This window comes from Streptomyces sp. NPDC002793, from assembly GCF_040295485.1.
Classification (GTDB): Bacteria; Actinomycetota; Actinomycetes; order Streptomycetales; family Streptomycetaceae; genus Streptomyces.
The window spans coordinates 1-24,294 of record NZ_JBEOVL010000049.1; the positions used below are offsets into that span (position 1 = coordinate 1).

The following is a 24,294-nucleotide window of genomic DNA, read 5'->3' on the forward strand; positions in this document are numbered from 1 at the left end:
ATCTGGGCGCGGGCTTCCCCCTCCGAGACCACCGCATGTGCCGGGGTTCGGCTCGTCGGGGGCGGTGGGCGCCGGGGGGGCCGCGGGGGGGTGCGGGCGCGCGCCCGCACCACCGCGTACGCGTACGAGGTGGATGCGCCCGGCGGCACTCACCTCGGCCCGGGACGGCTTGACGCCGAATTGACGGTGGTTGACGTGCGGTTTCGGAGATTTTCACTTTGTTGTCGAAGCATTGCACCCGGAGCGCGGGGGATTGCGGAGGCGGCGCGCAAGGATGGAAACCGTACGCCGCGTATCGGTATCCATCCATGGGAGTCGAGCATGCCCCACTCTGTCGACCATCTTCCTGTAATAGACCGTGCGGACATCACCGTCGCGCTTGTCGAGATGGTTTCCACCGGCGGACCGGAGGAGCAGCGGTCCCTGGCGGAGGCCACGGCTTCGCATTGGCGTGCCGATGAGTTCCCCGAAGGTCTCGTCTCGCTGAGTTGCTATGTGAGCAGTGACGGAAAATCAATCCTGATCTACGAGCAATGGGCGGAGGTTCCGCCTGGAGGCGGCGACCGTTCGCCCGGCTCCGTGCCTTTCCGTCTTTACAGGGTTGTCCGGCAGCTCAGCCCGCTCGGCCTGCGGCTTCCCTCTCCGGGGCTTCCCCCGTCGGTGATGCCCCCGCCGGTGCGGCGGCCGGTGCCTCCGGGCGGCCTGGGAGCAGCGGGGTGGCGAGGAGGATGACCACGGAGACCGCGGTCACGAACCAGTACACCCCTTGGAACCCGCTGACCGCGTCGGCGGTGGAGCCCTTGTCCGCGTTCATGGTGGCCAGGATGAGGGCGACCACCGCGACGCCCAAGGCGCCGCCGAGCTGGTTGAGGTTGTAGAGCACCGAGCTGCCCTGCGGGACCTTCTCCGGGGGGAGCGTGCGGTAGAGGGCGCCCATGGTGGGGGCGCCGACCGCACCGAGGCCCAGCCCGATGGCGAAGGTACCCGCCGCCGAGAGGAGTTCGCCGCTGGACGCACTGATCTGGGTCAGGGCGAACCCGCCGAGACCGGCGATGACCGCGCCGCCCGCTGCCAGGTTCCTGGCCCCCGTACGGTCGCTGAGCCGTCCTGCAAGGGGCATCGCCAGTGCCGAGCCGAGCCCCAGCGGGGCGACCAGCAGTCCGGCGGCGCGCGCGTCGTGTCCGTGCAGCAGCTGGTAGTAGAGCGGCAGCGCGAACAGGCCCGCATAGGTGGCGAGCCCGACAAGGCCCTGGACCGTCACGCTCGCGGCGAAGCTGCGACTGCTGAAGAGACGGACGTCGATCAGGGGCGGGGTCCGCCGGGCCCGCAGAGCGTGCAGCACGTACGCGACGAGCAGCACCAGCCCGATGCCGAGCGGCACGAGCACGGTGGGCGTGCCGAAGGTGGCGTGCTCTCCGGCCTGGGTGAGACCGAGCACCATGGCGGCGAATCCGGGGGCCATCAGCGCGAAGCCCAGGACGTCGAGCCCGGTGCCGGACTGCTGTGCGGCCTTCGGGTCCGCCGGGATGACTCGGGTGGCCAGGAAGAAGGCGACGATGCCGATGGGCAAGTTGATGAAGAACATCCAGCGCCAGTCCAGGGCTTCGAGAACCACGCCGCCCAGGACGGGACCGAGCACCGGGCCCAGGGAGAGCACGACGCCCATCATGCCCATGACGCGTCCGGCTCGGCTGGGACCCGCCGCGCGGGCGAGGATCACCAGCACGAGCGGATCGAGCACACCGGTCCCGAGGCCCTGCAGGACGCGGAAGGCGATCAGGCTCTCCACGTTCCAGGCGAGGGCGGAGGCCAAGGAGCCGACGAGGAAGAGCACGAGGCCGAAGAGCCACAGCTTCTTGACGCCGAACCGTCCGATCGCCCAGCTGGTGACGGGGATGGTGACGGTGAGGGTCAGCAGGTAGGCGGTGGAGGCCCAGCTGATCGCGGTCAGGGAAGTGCTGAACTCCTCCGAGAGGGTCTCGGCGGCCACGGTCACCATCGTGCTGTCGAGGATCCCCATGATCCCGCCCAGCAGGACCACGCCGATCAGCCGCAACAGCCTGGGATCCAGGCGGTCGTCCTGAGCTTGAGACATGAGGCAACTCCATAGCGAACGCAGCGAAAGCTCTTTTGAACCAGACGGTTCAAGCTAGCGGCCTCCCCCGGCGCTGTGCAACCAGGCGGCCCAATGACTTGGACTGATCGGTTCATCCAGAAGGCTCCGGCGGTAGAATGATTTGGTGACTGAAGTCAGAACGTCCGAGCCACCCCGACGCAATGCATCACGCGGCCGCATCGACAAGCGACGAGCGATCCTCGACGCGGCCTTCCGCGTCTTCGCGCGGGAGGGCTACGGGCAGTCCTGCGTGCAGGAGATCGCCGCCGAGGCAGGCGTCGCGAAGCCCACCATCTACAACCACATGCACGACAAGGAGTCGCTGTTCCGCGAGGCGATGGAGACGGTGGCCGTACGCACGGCCGACCACAACCTTGCCGCGCTGGATCCCCTGCGGGAGCCCTCGGGCGACGTCGGGAACGCACTGACGGAGACGGGCCGGCTGCTGCTGCGGTGCCACTGCGCCGACGAGTCCTGGGCGCTGCGACGACTCCTGTACGCCGAGGCCGCCAGATTCCCCGACCTGCTGGAGTCCGTGCAGCGCCAGGTCGGCCAGCGTCTGGCGGAGACCCTGGCCGACCGCCTTGCCCGGCTGGCTCTGGCGGGGCGGCTGCGAAACCAGGATCCGGACGTGGCGGCCGAGCAGTTCCTCGCCCTGCTCACCGGTCCGGCGGAGGCCCGGTCCCTGCTGGGCACCCGCCCCGTGCCCGAGGGTGAACTGAACGACGTGGTCGAGGCGGCGGTACGCACGTTCCTCCACGCGTACTCCTCGGCGGCACCCACGCCCGGTGTCCGGTTCAGTGATGCCGGCGGTGCGGATGCGGCAGGGGGGCGCGGATGACCACCACCCTGATCACCGGCGCCAACAAGGGGCTCGGGCTGGAGAGTGCCCGTCGCCTGGTCGCCCTCGGGCATACGGTCTATCTCGGAGCCAGGGACGCCGGGCGCGGGCAGCGGGCGGCCGATGAGATCGGTGCGCACGCTGTGCATATCGATGTGACGGACGATGACGCCGTCGAGTCGGCCGCGCGCGATGTCAGGGAGCGTTCGGGGCACCTCGACGTCCTCGTCAACAATGCCGGCATCATCGGTCCGCTCAGGGCGGCCTCCGATCTCACCGCCGACGACGTGCGCACGGTGTACGAGACCAATGTGTTCGGGGTCGTACGCGTCACCCAGGCATTCCTCCCCCTGCTCGAGGCCGCCGCGGCCCCGGTCGTGGTGAACGTCAGCAGTGGCCTCGGTTCGCTGGCGATCGCCGAGGAGCCCGCGAAGTACGAGCACATTCTCCCGGTGTACTACGCCGGCCTCGGCTACAACTCCTCCAAAGCGGCCCTCAACATGCTCACCGCGCAGTACGCGCACGCGCATCCGACCATCCGTTTCAACGCGGTGGATCCCGGCTGGACGGCGACCGACCTGAACGGCCACCGGGGTGTGCAGACGGTCGAGGAGGGCGCGCGGATCATCGTCGATATGGCGCTGACCGGCTCCGGAGGACCCACGGGTGGCTTCTTCGGTAACTCCGGGCCCGTCCCGTGGTGACGCGTCCCGGTGGGTCTGCGAGGTGACCGACAACAGAGAACCCAGGGTTTCTGATTCATGCCCCCCGATGACCGCCTGAAATAACGGCGAGCCTGTTCACGTTCTCGCCAAATCTGTATCGGCTCGACCCCGCCTCACCCTGCAGCGAAACCTGTTGACAGGCGGACCCGTCGGTTTGGTAACGTCTCTGCGTTCTTTCTGTAGATGCCGTGGGAACTATAATTGGGGGAATTGTGGCCGACGTTGACGAAGTCAGGAAGAGCTTAACGGGAATACTTCAGAGCGGATTCGAGAAGAGCCCTCATGGCCTGTCCTCACCGTGTTCCACCCGCGACCACCTGCCGATCGGCGGCAATCCGGACAGGTTGACAAGGGGCCCCGGGGGGCCCATCCGAATAGTTTTCGCAGCCCATCATGCATTAGTGCGGGATTCGGTCGCCGGAATACTCCATGCGCAGGATGACATTCTTCTCGTGGGGGTCACGCTACACAGGGCCGAGGCTTTACAACTGGCCGCCGAGCGAAGTCCCCATGTCATCGTTCTGGAGCCTTCCGAAATTCTGGACGATTCGGTCCGCACGGTCAGGTCCCTGCGCCGCACCTCCCCTCGTTCGTCCCTGCTGGTCATTCCGCCCTTCCGGGCGGGCGACCGGACGGCTCTGCTGGAGGTCGGAGCGCACATCGTTCTCGCCGGGGAAGACGGCGCGGGCGCGCTGCTGGCCGCCGCACGGTACCTCGCGACTCCGGCGAGGACCGACGCTGCCAGGGAGAGCCCGATCGCGCTCTCCCCGCGTGAACTGCAGGTGGTGCGCTGTGCGGCCGCCGCCATGACCAATCAGCAGATTGCCAGCAGGCTGGGTATCACCCTGGGGACGGTGAAACGTCACCTGCACTCCGCGTTCCGCAAGCTGGGGGCTGTCTCCCGGCTCGACGCCGTGCACAAGGCGTTGACGGCGGGGCTCCTGGGGGTCCCCGCTCCCGTCGCCCTGAAGTACGCGGTGCGGGCCCACCGGCTGCCGCCCAAGCGCCGAGACACCGCGAGTGCCACGTAGCTCGCGTCGTTGTCCGGGCTCCTGGCACTCCGGCCGTAGGTCGTGATCTTGCTGGTGGGGCGGCCGGGAGGCGATGCGACGGGTGGTGGCGATGCGCTGTCCCACCCCGCGCGTCGTGGTGGACGTGAGGCGAGGTGCCGAGGACGGGCGCCCCTCGTGGCGGCACGTGAGCCCGTTCGGGTCCCCCGGTGGCGGCTGTGGCGCCTACCCCGTGGGGCAGGTCCAGCCGTCAGCGCCGTTCGCGCCCGCCTTGCCACCGGCCCTGTTCCCGCCTGCCGGTCCGGCGCTTACGCGCGCTCTGCGAGCCACCTTCCGATGTGCGCCTGACCAGCTAAAAGGCCCTCCGGGGTGGAGGGCCTCGAAATGGTGCGCACTGTGTGCCCCCGGCAGGACTCGAACCTGCGGCCAAGCGCTTAGAAGGCGCCTGCTCTATCCACTGAGCTACGGGGGCCGGGTGTCGGCCTGCTGCCCCGGAGGGCCTGGTTCAAGCCATCCGTGACCTTGCCGGGACAAGGATAGGGCTCAGATCACCTCGTCCTGGTTGCTTCACCTGCGTGGCACGATGTGGAGGTTCGGTGAAGCGAACCGATAATCGCAGGTAGGTGCGATTCATGCATCGCTTTTGGCGGCTCACGCCCCGGGTGTTGTGCACTCGTTATGCCTGCGCCCCACTCGTCCCCTCTGTCCCCGGGGCGGATCCGCCGCGCAGAGGGGGCTTATACGCTTCAAAAAGCCGCCAAAATTGGGCATTCTTCACATGTGGTAACCATGGATGTACGGCCCCAGCTCATCGACGCACTTTCCGCCCTGCGCGACCGTGTCGCTGCCGTGCGTCTTCCACTCCCGCTGCCGGGTGCCCCGCGGGCCCGGCAGACGCGGACCGAACTGCTCGCCCAGCTCGACGACTACCTCGTACCCCGTCTGAAGGATCCCGAGGCACCGCTGCTCGCCGTGATCGGGGGATCCACCGGCGCGGGCAAGTCGACGCTCGTCAACTCGCTGGTGGGGTGCCGGGTCAGTGAGGCCGGTGTGCTGCGCCCGACCACCCGGACCCCCGTACTCGTCTGCCACCCGGACGACCACCACTGGTTCGCCGGGGTGCGGGTGCTGCCGCAGCTGACCCGGGTGTGGCTGCCCCCGGGACAGGTCCCGGACCCGGACGGGCTCGACCACCTCGGGGCCGAGGGGGGCGACGACACCGTGCTGCGGGTGGAGACCGCGGCGACGCTGCCCCGGGGGCTCGCGCTCCTGGACGCCCCCGACATCGACTCGCTGGTCGTACGCAACCGGGTCCTGGCCGCCGAACTCATCTGCGCCGCCGACATCTGGGTCATGGTGACCACCGCGTCCCGCTACGCGGACGCCGTGCCGTGGCATCTGCTGCGCACCGCCAAGGAGTACGACGCCTCCCTGGTCACCGTCCTGGACCGGGTGCCGCACCAGGTGATCGCCGAGGTGTCCCGGCAGTACGCCGCCCTGCTCACCCGGGCCGGTCTCGGCGAGGTCCCGCGCTTCACCATCCCCGAGCTGCCCGAGTCCGCGGGTGGTGGCACGGGGCTGCTGCCCACCACCGCCGTCGCCCCGCTGCGTGCCTGGCTCACCCACCGGGCGCAGGACCCGGCGGCCCGTCAGCAGGCCGTGGGGCGTACGGCGTCCGGGGTCATCGACTCGCTCAACGTGCGGATGCCCGAGCTGGCCGGGGCGGTCGCCGCGCAGTACGCCGCGGCCGTGCGGCTGACCGGCGGGGTCGAGGAGGCGTACGGGAAGGAACTGTCGCGGGTGCGGCGGCGGCTCAGGAACGGTGCCGTGCTCGCCGGCGGTGCCCGCACCAGATGGCGCGGATACCCGCTCTACAGCACGGCGGGAGAGCTGCTGGACGCACTCGTGGAGAGCCTGATCGCCCTGTTGCAGTGCGCCGTCGCTGCCTCCGACGAGCAGATCCGCGCGACCTGGCAGCGTGAGCCCGCCGCTGGGATCTTCCGCTTCGAGGACGCCGGCCGGGAGGACGGCGGATGGGGCCCCGCCGAAGACATCCAGGGCCGGATCGCCATGGCCGTACGCCGCTGGCGGCGCGTCCTGGAGGAACTGGCCGAGGAGGAGGCGCGGCTCCTCGAACGCAGTGCCGCGCCCGACGCGGAGACGGTGGCGGCCCTGCTGGCCGCCGCACTCCTCGGCGGGCGCCGCGCCAGGGGCGCCGGGGAGCAGCTCGCCGAACGCATCGGCGCCCAGGGGGCGCTGCGGCTCCGTGACAAGGGCGGGGCCCTGCTCACCGACTGCCTGGACCAGGTCATGCACGGCGAGCGTGACCGGCGGCTCGCCCCGCTGGACGTGCTCGAAGTCGCCCCCGAGCCGCAGGCCGAACTCATCGCCGCGCTGTCCGTACTGCAGAAGGAGAGGTGGCAGCGATGACTGCCGTCACTGACCAGGGCCGGGACCACGGACAGGGGCCGGAGCCCGAAGGCCCGGCGGAGACCCGGGAGGAGAACGTACGGCGCTGGGACGACGGGCTCATCGCGCGGCGTGCCGCGGAGGCGGCACAGGAGGGCCCCGAGGACGAGCGGGCCCCCCAGGAGGACGATCCGGCGCTCCAGGTCGAGGCGTACGGACTGCCCGGCAGCCCCTTGCGGCCACGGCTGGACGCGCTCCGGGAGCTGGTCGGGCTCTCCCGCGCCCGGCTCGACGGGGACACGCTCGCCGAGGCGGGGCGGGTGCTCGACGAGGCGTCGGCCCGTCAGAGGCTCTCCTCCCGGCACACGGTCGTCGCCATCGCTGGGGCCACGGGCAGCGGGAAGTCCACCCTCTTCAACGCGCTGGCCGGCGTCCAGATCTCCGACACCGGACTGCGCAGGCCGACCACCTCGGCCCCGATCGCCTGCAGCTGGACCGACGGCGCAGCCGGGCTGCTCGACCGGCTGGCCATCCCCGGCCGGCTGCGGCGCAGGCCCGTGCAGGGCTCCACGGCCGTCGACGAGGCGTTGCAGGGCCTCGTCCTGGTGGACCTGCCCGACCACGACTCGGCGGCGACCGGGCACCGGGAGCAGGTGGACCGGGTGCTGGCCCTGGTCGACGCGGTGATCTGGGTCGTCGACCCGGAGAAGTACGCCGACGCGGCCCTGCACGAACGCTATCTGCGGCCGCTCGCCGGGCACGCCGAGGTCTCCTTCGTCGTCCTCAACCAGATCGACCGGCTTCCGGGAGAGGCCGCCGATCTGGTCCTGGACGATCTGCGCAGGCTTCTCGACGAGGACGGGATGCCGGTGGGTGAGCACGGCGAGCCGGGCGCCACCGTCATGCCCCTGTCCGCGCTCACCGGAGCCGGGGTGGGTGACCTGCGGGAACTGCTCGGCAGGTTCGTCCAGGCCCGTACGGCGGCGGCGCGCAGGCTGTCCGCCGACGTGGACGCCGCCGCCGCGCGGCTCCGGCCCGTGTACGTCGCCGAGGGGCGGCCGGGGCTCGGCGAGCGGGCTCGCGAGGAGTTCACCGACCGGCTCGCGGACGCCGTGGGAGCGGGGGCCGCGGGGCAGGCGGCGGAACGCGAGTGGCGCAGGAACGCGGGACGGGCCTGCGGGACGCCCTGGCTGCGGCTGTGGCGCTGGTACGAGTCCACCCGGCAGCTCGGCGGCCTCGACCTGATGGCGCAGGTGCTCGCGCCCCCGGAGGAGGAGATCACCGCCCGGCAGCGGGTGGAGCAGGCGGTGCGGAAACTGGCGGACGACGCGGTGGACGGGTTGCCCGCACCCTGGGCACAGGCCGTGCGCGAGGCCGCGGTGAGCGGGGCGAAAGGGCTGCCGGAAGCGCTGGACGAACTGTCCCGGAGGGCTCAGGCAGAGGCCGGCGGCCGGTCCCGGGGGAGGAGCGGGAGCGGGGACACGGGGTCCGCACCGGTGGGTCGGGGTGGACCGGCGGGCGTACCAGGCGCGCCCGCCGCCGAGGCCCGGGGCGGCGGCCGTGGCGGCAGGCCGCCGAGGCCGGCGTGGTGGCCCGCCGCGGTGCTCGCGCAGGCCTCGATGACGCTGCTCCAGATCTTCGGCGGGCTGTGGCTGCTCGGCCAGATCGTGGGCGTGCTCGAACCCGGCCTGCTCGTCCCGGCCCTGCTGATGCTGGCCGGAGTGGTCGGCGGTCCGCTCGTCGAGTGGTCGTGCGCGGCCGCGGCACGGGGGCCCGCACGCCGGTACGGGCAGGAGGCGGAACGGCGGCTCCGCGAGGCAGCGGCGGGCTGCGGCAGGGCCAGGGTCCTGGACCCGGTGGCGTCGGAACTGGCGCGCTACCGAGAGGTGCGGGAGCGGTATGTGGCGGTGACGGAGTTGTCCACAACCGGCGGGTAATCCACAGGCCGCACAGGATTCCCGGTTTCCGTCCAGCATGGTGTGCGACGGAATCAGGCAGACGCACCGGACCGTGCGCCGTCGCGCCGCGTCGTGCCGCATCGGCGCAGGGCGGACAGCGGGACGGAAAGCGGACGGAATGCGGCAGGGAAACGGGGGACGGGACATGAATGAGACCTTGGTGACGCTGGTCGGAAACGCCGCGACCGCGGTGGACTTCCGCGAGACGGCGACAGGGCCGACGGCGCGATTCCGCCTCGCGGTGACACCCCGGCGGTGGGACCGGGAACAGCAGGCCTGGACGGACGGCCGCACCGGTTTCTACACGGTGTGGGCGCGGCGGACGCTCGCCGCGAATCTGACCGGCTCGGTGTCGGTCGGGGAGCCGCTCGTCGTGCACGGCCGGCTGAAGGTGCGCGAGGAGGAGAAGGACGGGGTGTGGAGGACCTCCGTGGACGTCGAGGCCACGGCGGTGGGACACGATCTGACCAGGGGCACGGCCGCGTTCCGGCGGGTGGTCAGGGGCGACCCCACCCTGACCGCGCCCACGCATCGTCAGAAACCGGCCACGGAAATGGCATCGGTGTCCTGAAGTGGAGGAGGCGCGCCGAACGCGGCTATAACGATTACGAGTCGGAATGCTTATCTGACGGCATGACGGGGGATTCCCCTTGGCTCGCTCCTTACGATTCCCCCGTACTCATGCGGCACTTGAGTTTGCTGGCGAGGCCCCTCCCACACGCGCATCATGCGTGAAGGTCTCGCCCGGAGGGGAATTCTGTGTTTTTTGTGTCTTCAGCATCCACTTCGTCGTCGACGGCGGCGACGGAGGGCTCCACAGGGAGCCGGAGCGGGAGCGGACAGCGGCGGCCCGGCCGGGTGACTGCCAGGGGCGGACGGGGCCACGGTCCGGTCAGAGCGGCAGCCGCGATGCTGGCCGCAGGGCTGGTCGCCGCGGGAACACTCGTGGGCGCGACGCCCGCGGCCGCGGACGGGACGGGCCAGCACCAGGGCGGAGCGACCGCCGTCCTGGACGGGCTGAAGACCTACGACACCGCGGTGCTGCGCACCGGTGGTGAGGGCGGCGAGGCGGGCGCGACGCAGGAGCTGCCCGCCGGTCTGTTCGAGCTGGACGTCGACGGTGGCGGCCAGCTGAAGACGTACTGCATCGACATCCACAACCCCACGCAGGACCGGGCGAAGTACCTGGAGACCCCCTGGGACCAGACCTCGCTCGGCGCCAACGAGGACGCCGGCAAGATCCGCTGGATCCTGCAGCACTCCTACCCGCAGGTCGACGACCTCGCCGATCTCGCCGCCGAGGCCGGCACCGGGCCGCTCACCGCCAGGACGGCGGCCGCGGGCACCCAGGTCGCCATCTGGCGCTTCTCGGACAAGGCCGACGTCGAGGCCAAGGACGGGCAGGCGGAGAAGCTGGCCGACTGGCTGGAGAAGAAGGCGGAGAGCGTCGCGGAGCCGAAGGCCTCCGTGGCGCTGGAGCCGGCCGCGGTCTCCGGCAAGGCCGGTGAGCGGGTCGGCCCGGTCACCGTCCGCACCGACGCCGGCCAGGTCTCCGTGACCCCGCCGGCCGATGCCGCCGCGAGCGGGGTCCAGGTCACCGACAAGGACGGCAAGCCCGTCACCGAAGCGGCCGACGGCACCGGCCTCTACTTCGACATCCCCCAGGACGCCGCGGACGGCTCCGCGTCGCTGACCGTCCAGGCCACCACGTCCGTGCCCGTCGGCCGGGTCTTCGCCGGGCTGACCAAGAGCCAGACCATGATCCTCGCCGGCTCCAGCGAGTCCACGGTCACCGCGACGGCGAGCGCCACCTGGGCCGAGAAGGGCGCGGTCCCCGCGCTCACCGCGCGGAAGAACTGCGCCAAGGGCGGCGTGGACATCACGGCGGCCAACAAGGGCGACGAGGCGTTCACCTTCGAGCTGGCCGGCACCGAGCACACCATCGCCGCGGGCGAGACCCGCACGGTGACGATCCCGGTCGCCGAGGACCAGGCCTACGACTTCACGATCACCGGGCCCGGCGGCTTCAGCGAGAACTTCAAGGGCGTCCTGGACTGCGCGACCGCGGGTGCCCCCGGACTGGGTGATGGCGTCGGCACCCAGAGTGGTGCCGAGCCCGTGCCCGCCCAGACCGGCACCAGCTCCACCGGTGCCACCGGCGCCGAGGGCGACCTCGCCGCGACCGGCGGTTCCAGCGCCACCCCGGTCATCGCGGGTGTCGCCATCGTCCTCGTCGTCCTCGGCGGCGGCGCGGTCTTCCTGCTCCGCCGGAAGAAGCCGCAGGACAGCGCTGAGTGACTGAGCACGGGCGCGGCGGGAACGCTCGCCGGTGAAGTGTCGCGAAGAGCCCGGTACGGACCTCCGTACCGGGCTCCTCGCGTGCCCGGGGCGGTACCGGGGACCGGACGGGTTTCCGTCCGGGTGCGGACGTCAGGCAAGATGGGTGTATCTGCCCACACCTCTATTGCTGCCGGACGGTTTCTCTTGGCTGAGTACATCTACACCATGCGCAAGACGCGCAAGGCGCACGGCGACAAGGTGATTCTCGATGACGTCAATCTGAACTTCCTGCCCGGCGCGAAGATCGGTGTCGTGGGACCCAACGGCGCCGGTAAGTCCACGGTGCTGAAGATCATGGCGGGCCTGGAACAGCCGTCCAACGGTGACGCGTTCATCTCCCCCGGGTTCAGCGTCGGCATCCTCATGCAGGAGCCGAAGCTCGACGAGAGCAAGACCGTCCTGGAGAACGTCCAGGACGGCGCCGCCGAGATCATGGGCAAGCTCAAGCGCTTCAACGAGGTGGCCGAGCTCATGGCGACCGACTACTCCGACGCGCTCATGGACGAGATGGGCAAGCTCCAGGAAGACCTGGACCACGCCAACGCGTGGGACCTGGACGCGCAGCTGGAGCAGGCCATGGACGCCCTGGGCTGCCCGCCCGGCGACTGGCCCGTGACCAACCTCTCCGGTGGCGAGAAGCGCCGTGTGGCGCTCTGCAAGCTGCTGATCGAGGCCCCGGACCTCCTCCTCCTCGACGAGCCCACCAACCACCTCGACGCCGAGTCGGTGAACTGGCTGGAGCAGCACCTCTCGAAGTACGCGGGCTGCGTCATCGCCGTGACCCACGACCGGTACTTCCTGAACAACGTCGCCGAGTGGATCCTCGAGCTCGACCGCGGCCGCGCCATCGCCTACGAGGGCAACTACTCCACGTACCTGGAGAAGAAGCAGGCCCGTCTCAAGGTCGAGGGCCGCAAGGACGAGAAGCGCCAGAAGCGGCTCAAGGAAGAGCTGGAGTGGGTCCGCTCCAACGCCAAGGGCCGTCAGACCAAGTCCAAGGCACGTCTCGCCCGTTACGAGGAGATGGCGGCCGAGGCGGACAAGATGCGGAAGCTGGACTTCGAGGAGATCCAGATCCCGCCGGGCCCGCGGCTCGGTTCCATCGTCGTCGAGGTCGAGAACCTCTCGAAGGCCTTCGGCGACAAGGTCCTCATCGACGACCTGTCGTTCACGCTGCCCCGCAATGGCATCGTCGGCGTCATCGGTCCGAACGGCGCGGGCAAGACCACGCTGTTCAAGATGATCCAGGGCCTGGAGACGCCGGACTCCGGCGCCATCAAGGTCGGCGACACGGTCAAGATCTCCTACGTCGACCAGTCCCGCGCCAACATCGACCCGAAGAAGACCCTCTGGGCCGTCGTGTCGGACGAGCTGGACTACATCAACGTCGGCCAGGTCGAGATGCCCTCGCGGGCCTACGTCTCCGCGTTCGGCTTCAAGGGCCCGGACCAGCAGAAGCCGGCCGGTGTCCTCTCCGGTGGTGAGCGCAACCGCCTGAACCTGGCGCTGACGCTCAAGGAGGGCGGCAACCTGCTGCTCCTCGACGAGCCCACCAACGACCTCGACGTCGAGACCCTGTCCTCGCTCGAGAACGCGCTGCTGGAGTTCCCCGGAGCAGCCGTGGTCATCTCCCACGACCGCTGGTTCCTGGACCGCGTCGCCACGCACATCCTGGCGTACGAGGGCGACTCCAAGTGGTACTGGTTCGAGGGCAACTTCGAGTCGTACGAGAAGAACAAGGTCGAGCGCCTCGGTGCGGACGCGGCCCGCCCGCACCGTGCCACCTACAAGAAGCTCACGCGAGGCTGATCGACTTGGCCCGTCACATCTACAGCTGCCCACTGCGCTGGTCGGACATGGATGCCTTCGGCCACGTGAACAACGTGGTCTTCCTCCGCTACCTGGAGGAGGCGCGCATCGACTTCATGTTCCGGCTGGCGCCGGGGGACGGCTCGCCGTCCTTCTCGGGCGGTTCCGTCGTGGCCCGGCACGAGATCGACTACGTGCGCCCGCTGGTCCACCGGCACACGCCGGTGACCATCGAGTCCTGGGTCACGAAGATATCCGCGGCGTCGCTGACGATCGCGTACGAGGTCAAGGACCCCGACCAGGTCTACGTACGGGCATCGACGATCGTCGTGCCCTACGACCTGGCCGAGGAGCGGCCCCGGCGCATCACAGCCGAGGAGAAGCGCTTCCTGCAGGAGTACCTCGATCAGGAGCCCGCCGTCGCATGACCGTGCCACTGAGGTCGCCGCGGTTCGCCGACGCGAGAGAGGCCGCGGACCTCGCCGCCTTCCTCGGCCGGCTGCTCCACTACGACCGGGCCGCCGCCGTCCGCCTCCAGGCGGGCGGCGGCGCGCTGGCCGTCTTCGGCCGGCCGCCGTCGTTCGAGGTCCTCGCGATCCGCACCGTCCGCCTGTCCGGCACCCATGACTTCGACGTCACGGTCTCGGCCGGTGAACTCCTCGAAGCGCTGAACACCGAAGGGCCCGACGACGCGGCCGGCCTGAGCGCCCTGCCGACGCCCGTCACCGGACCACCGTGGGCCGGCCTGCTGCCGCCGCGCGGCGGCTGGCAGGAGCGCCCCGGGCTGCCCGGCCCGGTCGAGCTGCGCGACCGGCTCACCGACGCCGTCGCCGAATTCCGGGCCCGCGACGCGGCACTGCCCGAGGACCGGCGCACCCGGGCGGAACGCGATCTGATCGGCCACGACATCTGGTCCCGGACGGTCGGAGACACCGCACTCCCGCTGCGCGCCGTCCACGCCGCCCAGTCCCTCGGCTTCCTGCGCCCGGCCCCCGACTTCCCCGTCGCGCTGCTCACGACCGGTTCCTGGCTGCGGCTGCGCACCCCGTACGGCTCGATCGCCCTGCGGGGCGCGGGCGGTGGCCTCGGCACGCTCGCCGTGACGGTCGGGGCCGTCTGAGGAACACCGGGCCGGGGCCTACGCCTCCGGCGCGGCCGGGTGCACCCCTACGAGGGACGTACGCCCGTGGCGGATCGCCGCCGCACGGCGTACGAGCACCGGACTCCGCAGCTGCGTCAGCCCTCGGTGTTGATCATCGAGGCGGCGGCGTAGGTGAGGTAGTCCCACAACTGCCGTTCCTGCTCGGATGGGAGCCCGAGCTCGTCGAGGGCCGCCCGCATGTGGCCGAGCCAGGCGTCGTGCGCCGCCCTGTCCACCTGGAACGGCGCGTGCCGCATGCGCAGCCGGGGGTGCCCCCGCTGGTCGCTGTAGGTACGCGGGCCGCCCCAGTACTGCATCAGGAACAGCGCGAAGCGTTCCTCGGCGGGGCCGAGATCGGCCTCCGGGTACATAGGCCGCAGCAGCGGGTCGTCCGCGACGCCCTGGTAGAAGCGGTGGACCAGGCGCCGGAAGGTCTGCTCGCCGCCGACCTGCTCGTAGAAGGTCTGCTCCTGCAGCGTGTCGCGCGGAATCTCTGTCACCCGTCCATCGTCGCAGACGCACCGGCCGAGGTCCGGGGTCCTAGGACCCCGGACCTCGGACCCAGGCCCGGAACCGTACGTTTTCCCGGTCCCGCCGGATCAGCCCCGGCGGACCGTGATGGTCGTCCACGCACCGACGTGCACCTGGTCGCCGTCCTGGAGCGGGACGGGGACGTAGGGCTGGATCGGGTCCTCGGCGCCGTTGAGCGTGGTGCCGTTGGTGGAGTTCTGGTCGACGACCGCCCAGCTGCCGTCCGGCTGCCCGACCAGCACGGCGTGCTGGTGCGAGACACCCGGGTCCTCCGGCGGCACGGAGAGGTCGATGTCGGGGGACTCACCGGTGCTGTGCCGACGGCGGCCGATGGTGATCTGGCTGCCGGTGAGCGGCAGGTGCTGCTCCGGGGAGTACGCGGGCAGGTTGAGCCCGGTTGCCTCGGGGCCGCTGCGCTGCATCATCGCCAGGAAGTAGTCGCGGTCCGGGCCGATGACGGCCTTCCAGCTGCCCGGCCCCTGGTCCCGTCCGCCCTGGGCGGGACCCTGATCAGGACCCTGGCCGGGGAAGTGCTGCTGCGGAGGCTGCGGAGGCTGCGAGGACTGCGGGGCCGGCGGGGCCTGGGACGCCTGCGGCCCCTGCTGGAAGGCCTGCGGAGGCTTCTGCTGCGAGGAGGGCGGCGGCAGCATCCAGTCGTCGCCCCCGCCGGGCTGCGGAGCCTGAGGCCGCTGGGGTGCGGGCGGCGCCGACTGCTGCTGGAACGAGGGCGGAGGAGGCGGACCAGGCCGCTGCGGCTCGAACGGCGACGGCGGGCCCTGCTGCCCGGGAACCTGCCGGCCCGGCTGCTGTCCCTGCGCCTCGAAGGGCGACGGCGACTGCTGCTGGAACGACGGGGGCGGCGGACCCTGCTGGAAGGAGGGCGGGGGCGGCGGCGGACCGGGGCGGCCGCCACCCTGCTCGGGCGAGAGCGGCTCGGCAGGCCGGTTCACCTGCGAGGGCCGGGAGCCCTGGTATTCGAACGGGTCCTGCCGCTGCGGGTTCGGCGGCGGTGGGGGACTCTGCTGCGCCTGGAAGCCGGGCGGCAGGTTGAGGCCGGGAGCCGCGCCGCCCGCACCACCCGGGCCGCCCTGCGGCGCCAGCGGGGTGTACGACGTCGCCGTGTTCGTGAGGAAGTTCCAGCGGCACTCCTCGCAGTACGGCGCGTTCGCCTCACGCGGGGTGCGGCACTGCGGGCAGAGCTCGGCCTGTGCGGTCGGCCGCCCGGCGCCGGGCGCCGGCGGCGGGTAGCCGTAACCGGGTGCCGGAGGAGGCGGCGGCGGGGCCGCGCCCGAGGGCGCGCCCGTCCCGGCCATGCGATGTCCGCAGACCTCGCACCAGTCCTCGGAATCCGACTGGTGTCCGTTCGGGCAGGTCGGCATGTCGGCGCTTCCCCCTCTCCTCGTCCGGCCCGGAGGCCGCCATGCTGGTCGGTGCGCCGTCCGGTGGCCCCGGGACGGCTAGTTCTTGACGCGAACTGTCTTGGTCGAGCGCGTTTCGAGTGTCATCTCGTCCGCTTCCGCGACCCTCGCTTTCAGTCGCACAGTACCTGTCGCCGCATCGACGACGTCGACCACCTTCGAAAGCAGTTTCGCAGTATCCGCGTTTCCGGAGGCCGACGCGAGCTGCACCGCACGGCCCAGTTTCGCGGTCGCGCCGTCGAAGTCTCCGGATTTACGCGCATCAAGCCCCTGTTGGATGACTTGTGCGAGTTCGGCCTGCCCTGTGTAGTGCGCCACCTGGGGGTTGATCGAGGTCGACGCGACCATGTCGTCCGTCCACACGGCCCGTACGAGGCCCTGGGAGAGCGTGTGCGGGGGGCCGCCGTCCGACGGCGACGGCAGGATCAGCGAGGCGCGTGCCGCCAGCATCTCCTGGCCGATCGCGGCCTCCGGAACCCTCACGCACACGTGGTAGTCACGGGACTCGTCGCCCCAGGAACCGGTCGGATAGTCCCCGGCGCGCGGCCCCGCCTCGGTGCGGCGGCCGGTCAGTTCGGCGACCGTGGGAGCCACCTGCTTGACGAACACGACCTCGGCCCCGAGGGGCGTCCAGAGCCGCAGCGCCACATCCGCGACCTCCTTGCCCATCGCGTTCTCCATCATCTGTGTGAAGTCCGCGGCGAGCCCTGACGGATCGGCGACGATGTCCGCCGTCCCGAGCAGGGCGGAGGCGATCGCTGTGACCTCTTTCACTTCCCAGTCGGTGCCGACGCCTCTCGCGTCACAGGTGAAGCGGCCCGCGCAGGCGTCCAGGGCGGCCCGCAGATCCTCCGGCGACTCGTGCTCGTTACGCCCGTCGGTGAGCAGGATCCCGTGCCGGATCGCCACCTCGGCGGACCCGAGCAGCCGGTCGGCCAGCCGCAGCCAGGTCCCGATCGCGGTGCCCCCGCCCGCGCTCAGCCGACGCAGGGACTCCTTCGCCCAGGCCTTGGTCTGCGGGCCGGCCGTGGCGAGCTGCCCGTTGCCCGGGTACACGTCCTCGGCCTTGTGCGTTCCCGCGACCACGGCGAACCGCGTGCCGTCACGCAGGGTGTCGATGGCGGCCGCCGTCGCGTCGCGCGCGTTGCGCATCTTCGTCGGCGGATAGTCCATGGAGCCCGAACAGTCCACCATCAGCACCACGGCGGCGCCCGGGGCACCACCCGTCAGCGGCACGCCACCGGTCGTACCCCCGCCCGTGGACGTGACGGTGACGATGGCGTTGACCTCACGGCCGCCCTCGGGCAGGAACGCGTTCTGGTACACCTCGACGGAGAACTGCGGCACGCTGGACTTGGAGAAGTTGGCCATCTGATCGGCTCCTCGATGCTCCACGTATGTCAGACGAAGGCTGGTGCACGGGCGGTCGGTGCGGGGCGTGGAACTCCGGCGGACCGGTCGGGGCTCAGGCCGATCCTGCCCCCGGGGCCGCCACCGCGAACGGCAGCAGCGCCACTGTTACGTTGTCGTGGCCCCCGCCGTCGAGCGCGTGACCGACCAGCACCTGGGCGCCGTGCAGGGGTCGTTCGTACGCCTCGGGCGGCACGGCGGCGGCCATCTCCGCCGCCGACTCCGCGTAGTTCCACAGGCCGTCGGTGCACACCACCACCAGGCCGGGCCGGTCCGGCTTGAACGACGCGGTGTGCGGCTCCAGTTCGTAGGCGTCGGCGCCGAGCCAGCCCGTGATGGCGTGGGCGCGCTCGTCGGCGTACGCCTCCGCCTCGTTCATGAGGCCGGCCGCCACCATCTGGGCGGCCCAGGAGTCGTCCTCCGTCAGCCGGGCCGGCGGGTGGGAGCGGTCCTCGGGGATCCAGTAGACACGACTGTCGCCGACCCAGCCGACGACCAGCAGACCACCCGCCATGATCGCGCCGACCAGGGTGCAGGCCGGGGCGTTCTGATGGCGGTGCTGATCGTGCTCCAGGGCCTGACCGGTCTCCTGCCCCAGCGCGTTGACCGCCTCGGACGCGGCCACGATCGCCTCGTGCATCGCCTGCTGCGGATGCGTGCCACGCGGCAGCGACTCCAGCAGCGCCTCGTTGGCGCCGCTCGCCGCGGCGGCCGACGCCTCGTCGGGGCGGCTCGCCGACGAGACGCCGTCGCACACGACGGCCACGACGGCCGGCGAGCCGTCCGGCAGGGCGGTGCACGACACCGCGAACGCGTCCTCGTTGCGGTGGTGGCGCAGACCCCGGTCGCTGACCGCCGCCACCGAACCCAGCTCCTGCTCCATGTGGTCGCGCTCGCGGGGCTGGGCGTGGCCGCAGTTCTCGCAGTAGCCGTCGTCGTCCACACGGCCCGAGCGGCAGGCCACGCAGACCTTGGCGCCGACCGCCGGGGCACCGGCTGCGGCGTGCTCCGCGACACGGGGGTCGGGCGCGGCCAGCTCGAAGTCGCCCGAGGCGTCCGGGCCGTCCTGGGCGGCGGCCTCCGGAGCGTCCGGCCCGTCGAAGCGGAACGCCGTCCGGTCCGCCGTGGGCAGCGGCTTGCCGCCCGAGTCCACACCCGGCAGGTCGGCCGGGCGGTGCGTGGGCGCCGACGGGTCGGAACTGTCCGTCCCCGAGGCGGGAGGCCACTCCACCGGGCGGGCGGCGGCAGGTGCCGGCGCGCCCTGCGCGGGCACCGTGATGGCGACCGTCGGGCGGTCACCGGGCGGCGCCGGCACGGCGGAGAGGTCGTACCCGCACGCTCCGCAGAACAGGTCGCCCGACTCCAGCGGTTCCTCACAGCTGGGGCACCCCGGCAAGGAGGCCTGCTGGTGGATCTGTGACATCTTCACACCCAGGTCCGGGGGCGGAAACGGTTGGCCCGCTCCACCAGTTCGATCCTCTCGTCGCCCCGCTGCGCGAGCCGGGCGAGCATCCGGTACGAGCGTTCGAGACCGAACCTGAGGCCTCGCTCGTCCAGCTCGTTGCCCAGTACCGTCCTCGGTCCCGCGGATGCGGGGGAGGGCTGAACCGCCGGCTGAGCCGTGGGACTACCGGAGAGTACCCAGTCGAGTGCCGTACCCAGTACCTCGGCCGACAACTGTTCACGTCTCACCGCGTCCAGGCCGTAACCCCGCAGCGCGGTCACCTGGTCCGCGGCGGCCGACAGATCGTCGATCAGCGGCTCGTGCGGGGCCCGTTCGCGGAGCCGGGCCCGCACCGCGGCCACCCGGGCCGCCGTGTAGTGGATCGACGACTCGGGTACGGACTCCAGGGTCCGCACCGCCGCCACCCGGTGTCCGGCGGCCACCTGCACCCGGGCCAGACCGAACGCCGAGCTGACGAAGCCCGGGTCCGTCGCCCACACCAGGTGGTAGTACTCCGCGGCGTTGTCCAGCTGCCCCAGCACCTCCGCGCAGACACCCAGGGCGAGCTTAGGCGCGGGCTCGCCGGGAAAGGCGTCGTACACCGCGTCGAAGGACAGCGCGGCGTTCCGGTGGTCACCGGTCACCAGCGAGGTGATCCCGCGGTACCAGACGACCCGCCAGTCGTCCGGGTGCTGCGCCTCCACCGCCGTCAGGGCCCGTACGGCGGAGTCGAGTTCGCCCGACTCCAGGCGGGCGCGCAGCTCACACAGCCGGGTCTCGAGCGAGGGGGCGGGCACGGAGTGCAGGGCGGCGATCAGCTCCGCGGGCGCCGAGGTCATCACCCCGGCGAGGAACCCGGCGTTGGGGTCGTTCGGGTCGACCCGGGGGACCGGCAGGGCCAGCGAGGCCGCCCGCGCGTCGAGCGCGGCGAGCCGGGGGACGACGGCCGGGTACGCGGCGGGGGCGGCAGCCGGCCCCGGGACCGACGCGCGAGGAGCGGGCACGACCGCCGCCGGGGCCCCCGGATGTGCCACCGTGCCGCCCCGGACATGGGTGTCAGGCACGTGCAGCGGCCCGGCGCCCATGCTCTGCGGCGCCGCGACGGCATGGGCGGTCACGGGAGCGGCCGGCGGGGCCTGGACGGCCGGAGGAGCAGCGGCGGGGGGCGTGGTGGCCGTCCCGCGGCGGCGTCCGAAGCGCCCCGTGCCGCCGGAGCGACCCGTCCGGGCGCCGAGCCGCGACACCTCGCCGGCCAGCTCCGCGAACAGCTCCGTGTCCGTCACGCGCGTCTCCACTCCGAACAGGGTCGAGAGCGCCGAGCGCGGCCGTCCCGTCTGCAGGGCGACCACCTCCCGCAGCACACCCGTCAGCTGCTCCGCCATCTCCGCCGCCGAGGAGAAGCGGCGGTCCGGGTCCGGGTCGGTGGCCCGCACGAGCAGCCGGTAGAACGACTCGTACGTCCGGAACACCTCGATGTTGTCCGGATCGGGCAGCGAGTCCACGAAGACGTTCGTGTACCCCTGGAAGTCGAAGGTCAGCACCGCGAGCGTCCGCGCGACGGTGTAGAGGTCGGAGGCCACGGACGGGCCGGCCTCCGCCACCTCGGGCGCCTGGTAGCCGACGGTGCCGTAGATGGCCGACTCGGCGTCGTCCGTCCTGCGCACCGCGCCCATGTCGATGAGCTTGAGCTGGCCCTCGGTCTGGATCGCGTTGTCGACCTTGAAGTCGCAGTACAGCACGTTGCGGCTGTGCAGGTGCCCGAGCGCCTCCAGCGCCTCGATCCCGTACGCGCAGGCCTGCTCGACGGGCAGCGGATCCCGCCTCCCGGCCGGGGTGCGGCGCTCGTTGGCGATCTCCTTGAGCGACTTCCCGCCGACGTACTCCATCACGATGTAGCCGTCGAGCGACCCGGTGCGCTGGTCGAGGTGTTCCACGAAGTTGTAGATGCGGACGATGTTCGAGTGCTCGATCTCCGCGAGGAAGCGCCGCTCGGAGATGGCCGCCGCCATGGCGTCCTGGTCCCCGGTGTCCAGCAGGCCCTTGAGGACCACCCAGCGGTCGGAGACCGCGCGGTCCACCGCGAGGTAGACCCAGCCGAGCCCGCCGTGCGCCAGGCAGCCCGCCACCTCGTACTGCCCGTGCACGATGTCGCCGCCGCGCAGCTTGGGCACGAAGGAGTACGGGTGACCGCACTTGGTGCAGAAGCCCTCGGTACGGCCCGGCCGTTCGCCACGGGACCGGCCCACCGGCGCACCGCAGTCCGAACGCGAGCAGAAGCGCTTCCGCTCGGGGACCTCGGGATTCGCCATCACCGCGGTGTGCGGATCGGGCCGCGGCACGTCCGGGACGAGCACCAGGCCCGCGCCGAGCCTGCCGCGCCCGGAGGAGGAGCCCGTCGAGGCGCCCGAGGAACGCACCGACACCGAGGGGGAGGTGGAGCCTCCGGACAGGGAGCGGGACAGCCGTCCGGAGACGGAACGCCGGGAGGTCGACGAGCGGGACGAGGCGCGCGAGGACGCCTGGGAACCGGTCCGCTGCGAGGTGCTCCCGCCTCCCCGGCCGTCTGCCGCCCTGCCGCCGCCCGCGATGCCGGTGGGCGGTGAACTCACCATGCCCGTCGGCGACACGACCGGCGCGAGGCCGCAGGTGTCGCAGTACAGCTCGCCGCCGCCCATGTCCTCGTAGCGGCCCTCGCACGTGGGGCGCTGGCACCGGTCGCTCATGATGTCTCCCCCTGTCCGTCGTACTCGGCCCGACGGCGTTGTGTCAGCAGATCGGTGACGGCGTGCTGATAGCGCAGCACCGCCTGTCCGGCGACGCGCAGATCGCACGGCGCGCTCCACAGCATCCGGCGGGCCGCGCCGTACCGCTCGATCAGCAGCGGGTCCTCGGCCAGACCGTGCCGGGCCACCTTCGCCTTGTAGGCGTCCAGCCTGCCGCGCAGCTCCGCACGGACCGCGAGGGGCGCCGTGACGGAGGTCAGCGACTCGCGGGCGCGCAGCAGCTCGTCCTCGGCCTCCCGCTCCAGCGAGTCGAGCAGCGGGGACAGCCTGCTCCACTGGGCGTGCCTGCGGTAGTCGGAGGCGGCTGCCAGCCGCTCCTGCAGCGCGGTCGGCGGCCCGCTGACGGCGGGCACCTCCGACGCGGCGATCTTCGCCAGCACCTCGCCGCGCGCCAGCCGGGCCTCGGCGAGCGTACGGTTCGCGCGCGACAGCAGGTCACGCACCTGGAGCAGGCGGTGCTCGGAGTCCTGCCGGACCTGCAGCACCGCTTCGATCTCCCGGCGTACGTCCTCCAGGGCACGGGCCGCCCGGTCGTAGCGCGAGGTGTCGGGGCGCCCACCGCCGGGTGCCGAGCTGCCGGGGCCGGGCAGCCAGAACGCCAGGGGGTCGGAGATCACCTGCATCCGCAGGGTGGCCAGCTCCTCGGTGATCGACTCCAGGTCGTCCCCCGCCGGGTGCTCCCCGGGGCGTACGCCGACGGAGTGCGCCAGCGAGGCGGTGCGGCGCAGCTCGGCGGCGAGCATGTCGATCCGGGCGGGCAGCGCCGTCCACACCGAGTCGGCGGAGACGACCATGTCCAGCGAACGCGCGTACAGGTCGTTCATCCGGGCGACCAGCTCCTCCAGCGTGAACCGCTCGGAGAGCCGGGCCGGGCCGGTGACCGAGGAGCCGGCCGCTCCCTGGTGCGCCAGGGTCACACCGTCGCCGCGCAGCAGGTCGGTCAGGGCCATCAGGTCGCTCCTGCCGGGGTAGCGGCGTCTGCCCCGTATCTCGCGGGCCGATGCCAGCGCCGCGGCGTAGGCGTCGAAGTACGTCCAGAGCCGCGTGATCGACTGCTTGGCGGAGGCCCAGCGTTCCTTCGTGACACCCGTCAGATCGGCGCCCTCCAGGAGCCGCCGCCCGGCGTGTTCCTCCAGGGCGAGGAGCGAGGTCTCGATGGCCTCGTGTTCCGCGCCGAGCCGGGCCAGCGTACGGTCCGCCTCGTCCCGGTCCATGACCGGGTCGGGGGGCCTCCCCGCGAAGCCGGGAAAGGATCCCGCCACGCCCATCGATCACCTCTCCGTTCGTGCCGCCGGGCCTGGAGCCGGGCAGGTTCAGTTACTGCTGCGGTACTTCGGCGCCGGGGGGCCCTTGATGCCGGGCAGCCCCTCCTCGAGCCACGTGCGGTACGACGTCATCCAGTCGCTGTCCGCCCCGCCCGCGCGGTACTCCTCCAGCACGTGGTTGACCCGGGCCACCAGGTCGTCGGCGCCCAGCTTCGCCGCGACGCCGTAGTACTCGGTGGTGAACGGCCCGTCGCCCTTGAGCTCCACCGCCGGGTCCTGGGCCGCCTGGCCGGCCGCCAGTGCGTTGTCCGTGACCACCGCGTCGACCTCACCGAGCTGCAGACGCACCAGGCAGTCCAGCTGGTTGGGGACGGTCAGCTGGTCCTCGTCCCGCGCGGTGTCGTCGTGCTCGTCCCTGAAGACCGCGCCGAAGGACTTCTCCGCCAGTGCGTCGTACGCCGTCGAACCCTCGGCCGAACAGACCCGCTTGCCCTTGAGCGACGCGTTGTATCCGTCGATCGTGGACGCCTTGGGGGCCAGGACCTGCTGACCGGCCTGGAAGTACGCCGTGGAGAACGACACCTGCTCCGCACGCGCGCAGTTGATCGTCATGGTGCGCACGACGACGTCGACCCTGTCGTTCTCCAGCGCGGCGATGCGCTGATTGGTGGGAATGGCGCGGAAGATCACCGCGTCGCGGTCGCCCAGGATGTCCTGCGCGATCGCCCGTACGAGATCGATGTCGAAGCCTTCGAGCGTGCCCGTGCCGGTCTCCGGATTCCGGTAACCCCACCGGAAGCTGTTCTGGTCGACACCGGCGATGAGCTTCCCGCGCTCCCTGATCCTCCGGATGCTCGGGCCGTCGGCGTCCCGGGCCGGCACGCTCGCCTCCGGGTCCTCGCACTCCTCGGCCTTGGCGGGCACCGCGGAGGTGGCGCCGTGGCCCGTGCTCTGCCCGCCCCATGTCCCGTCGCCGTGCGCCAGCGGCAGCAGGGTGAGCGCCGCCGTGACGGCACAGGCCACCGCCATGCCCGTCACACCGCCCCAGCCACGCAGCCTGCCGCCCGTGGACCGGCCTTCCGCCCTGGTCATCG

At 71.7% G+C, this 24,294-nt stretch carries 18 protein-coding genes and 1 tRNA gene; 10 read left to right on the plus strand and 9 right to left on the minus strand.

The features are described from left to right. Positions 1-613: 613 nt before the first annotated feature. Complete coding sequence (locus ABT001_RS30900) at positions 614-2,095, minus strand: DHA2 family efflux MFS transporter permease subunit (protein WP_351284395.1); 1,482 nt, start codon at positions 2,093-2,095, stop codon at positions 614-616. Positions 2,096-2,240: 145 nt separating this feature from the next. On the opposite strand from ABT001_RS30900, the gene ABT001_RS30905 reads away from it, so the two are divergent. The 3 genes from ABT001_RS30905 to ABT001_RS30915 all read left to right on the plus strand — a co-directional run bounded on the left by ABT001_RS30905 (position 2,241) and on the right by ABT001_RS30915 (position 4,713). Continuing rightward, positions 2,241-2,957 carry a TetR/AcrR family transcriptional regulator gene (locus tag ABT001_RS30905; RefSeq protein WP_351284397.1) on the plus strand — a complete coding sequence of 239 codons (717 nt, stop codon included), beginning with the start codon at positions 2,241-2,243 and terminating at the stop codon, positions 2,955-2,957. After that, entirely contained in the window at positions 2,954-3,661 is a 708-nt protein-coding gene (locus tag ABT001_RS30910) for an SDR family NAD(P)-dependent oxidoreductase (protein WP_351284399.1), read from the plus strand. The genes ABT001_RS30905 and ABT001_RS30910 overlap by 4 nt, the downstream gene beginning before the upstream one ends. 473 nt (positions 3,662-4,134) lie before the next feature. Next, positions 4,135-4,713, plus strand: a complete 579-nt coding sequence (locus ABT001_RS30915) for a helix-turn-helix transcriptional regulator (protein WP_351284402.1) — start codon at positions 4,135-4,137, stop codon at positions 4,711-4,713. 378 nt (positions 4,714-5,091) lie between these two features. Here the strand turns inward: ABT001_RS30915 and ABT001_RS30920 are convergent. Further along, positions 5,092-5,164: transfer RNA gene (locus ABT001_RS30920), tRNA-Arg, on the minus strand. 317 nt (positions 5,165-5,481) lie between these two features. Here ABT001_RS30920 and ABT001_RS30925 point away from each other — a divergent pair. From ABT001_RS30925 to ABT001_RS30955, 7 genes are all read left to right on the plus strand, one after another. Continuing rightward, complete coding sequence (locus tag ABT001_RS30925; protein WP_351284403.1) at positions 5,482-7,122, plus strand: ATP-binding protein; 1,641 nt, start codon at positions 5,482-5,484, stop codon at positions 7,120-7,122. Further along, positions 7,119-9,038: a YfjP family GTPase gene (locus tag ABT001_RS30930; RefSeq protein ID WP_351284406.1), complete on the plus strand. Its 1,920-nt coding sequence runs from the start codon at positions 7,119-7,121 to the stop codon at positions 9,036-9,038. Before ABT001_RS30925 ends, ABT001_RS30930 begins: the two co-directional genes overlap by 4 nt. A 166-nt stretch (positions 9,039-9,204) precedes the next feature. After that, positions 9,205-9,630, plus strand: a complete 426-nt coding sequence (locus ABT001_RS30935; protein WP_351284409.1) for a single-stranded DNA-binding protein — start codon at positions 9,205-9,207, stop codon at positions 9,628-9,630. A gap of 338 nt (positions 9,631-9,968) precedes the next feature. Further along, positions 9,969-11,357 (plus strand): Cys-Gln thioester bond-forming surface protein, encoded by a 1,389-nt coding sequence (locus ABT001_RS30940; protein WP_351284491.1) that lies wholly within the window; start codon positions 9,969-9,971, stop codon positions 11,355-11,357. 186 nt (positions 11,358-11,543) lie between these two features. Next, positions 11,544-13,208: an energy-dependent translational throttle protein EttA gene (ettA, locus tag ABT001_RS30945; RefSeq protein WP_351284412.1), complete on the plus strand. Its 1,665-nt coding sequence runs from the start codon at positions 11,544-11,546 to the stop codon at positions 13,206-13,208. A 5-nt stretch (positions 13,209-13,213) separates the two neighbouring features. Beyond that, positions 13,214-13,636 carry an acyl-CoA thioesterase gene (locus ABT001_RS30950; protein ID WP_351284414.1) on the plus strand — a complete coding sequence of 141 codons (423 nt, stop codon included), beginning with the start codon at positions 13,214-13,216 and terminating at the stop codon, positions 13,634-13,636. Beyond that, a complete protein-coding gene (locus ABT001_RS30955) occupies positions 13,633-14,328 on the plus strand; it encodes a DUF8010 domain-containing protein (RefSeq protein WP_351284416.1) in 696 nt (231 codons plus the stop codon). Before ABT001_RS30950 ends, ABT001_RS30955 begins: the two co-directional genes overlap by 4 nt. 116 nt (positions 14,329-14,444) lie before the next feature. On the opposite strand, the gene ABT001_RS30960 is transcribed toward ABT001_RS30955, so the two are convergent. The 7 genes from ABT001_RS30960 to ABT001_RS30990 form a co-directional block, all read right to left on the minus strand. Beyond that, on the minus strand, positions 14,445-14,849 hold the full coding sequence (locus ABT001_RS30960; protein ID WP_351284419.1) for a globin: 405 nt from the start codon (positions 14,847-14,849) through the stop codon (positions 14,445-14,447). Positions 14,850-14,948: 99 nt separating this feature from the next. Then, positions 14,949-16,259, minus strand: a complete 1,311-nt coding sequence (locus ABT001_RS30965) for an FHA domain-containing protein (protein WP_351284422.1) — start codon at positions 16,257-16,259, stop codon at positions 14,949-14,951. Positions 16,260-16,337: 78 nt separating this feature from the next. Further along, positions 16,338-17,669, minus strand: a complete 1,332-nt coding sequence (locus ABT001_RS30970) for a vWA domain-containing protein (RefSeq protein ID WP_351284425.1) — start codon at positions 17,667-17,669, stop codon at positions 16,338-16,340. A gap of 94 nt (positions 17,670-17,763) precedes the next feature. Beyond that, the gene (locus ABT001_RS30975; protein ID WP_351284428.1) at positions 17,764-19,131 is read right to left on the minus strand and encodes a PP2C family protein-serine/threonine phosphatase; all 1,368 of its coding nucleotides are present in this window, start codon (positions 19,129-19,131) and stop codon (positions 17,764-17,766) included. A gap of 2 nt (positions 19,132-19,133) precedes the next feature. Then, positions 19,134-21,875: a serine/threonine-protein kinase gene (locus ABT001_RS30980; protein ID WP_351284431.1), complete on the minus strand. Its 2,742-nt coding sequence runs from the start codon at positions 21,873-21,875 to the stop codon at positions 19,134-19,136. After that, a complete protein-coding gene (locus ABT001_RS30985; protein WP_351284433.1) occupies positions 21,872-23,203 on the minus strand; it encodes a coiled-coil domain-containing protein in 1,332 nt (443 codons plus the stop codon). The genes ABT001_RS30980 and ABT001_RS30985 overlap by 4 nt, the downstream gene beginning before the upstream one ends. Positions 23,204-23,248: 45 nt before the next feature. Further along, positions 23,249-24,292 (minus strand): glutamate ABC transporter substrate-binding protein, encoded by a 1,044-nt coding sequence (locus ABT001_RS30990; protein ID WP_351284435.1) that lies wholly within the window; start codon positions 24,290-24,292, stop codon positions 23,249-23,251. Positions 24,293-24,294: the final 2 nt, after the last annotated feature.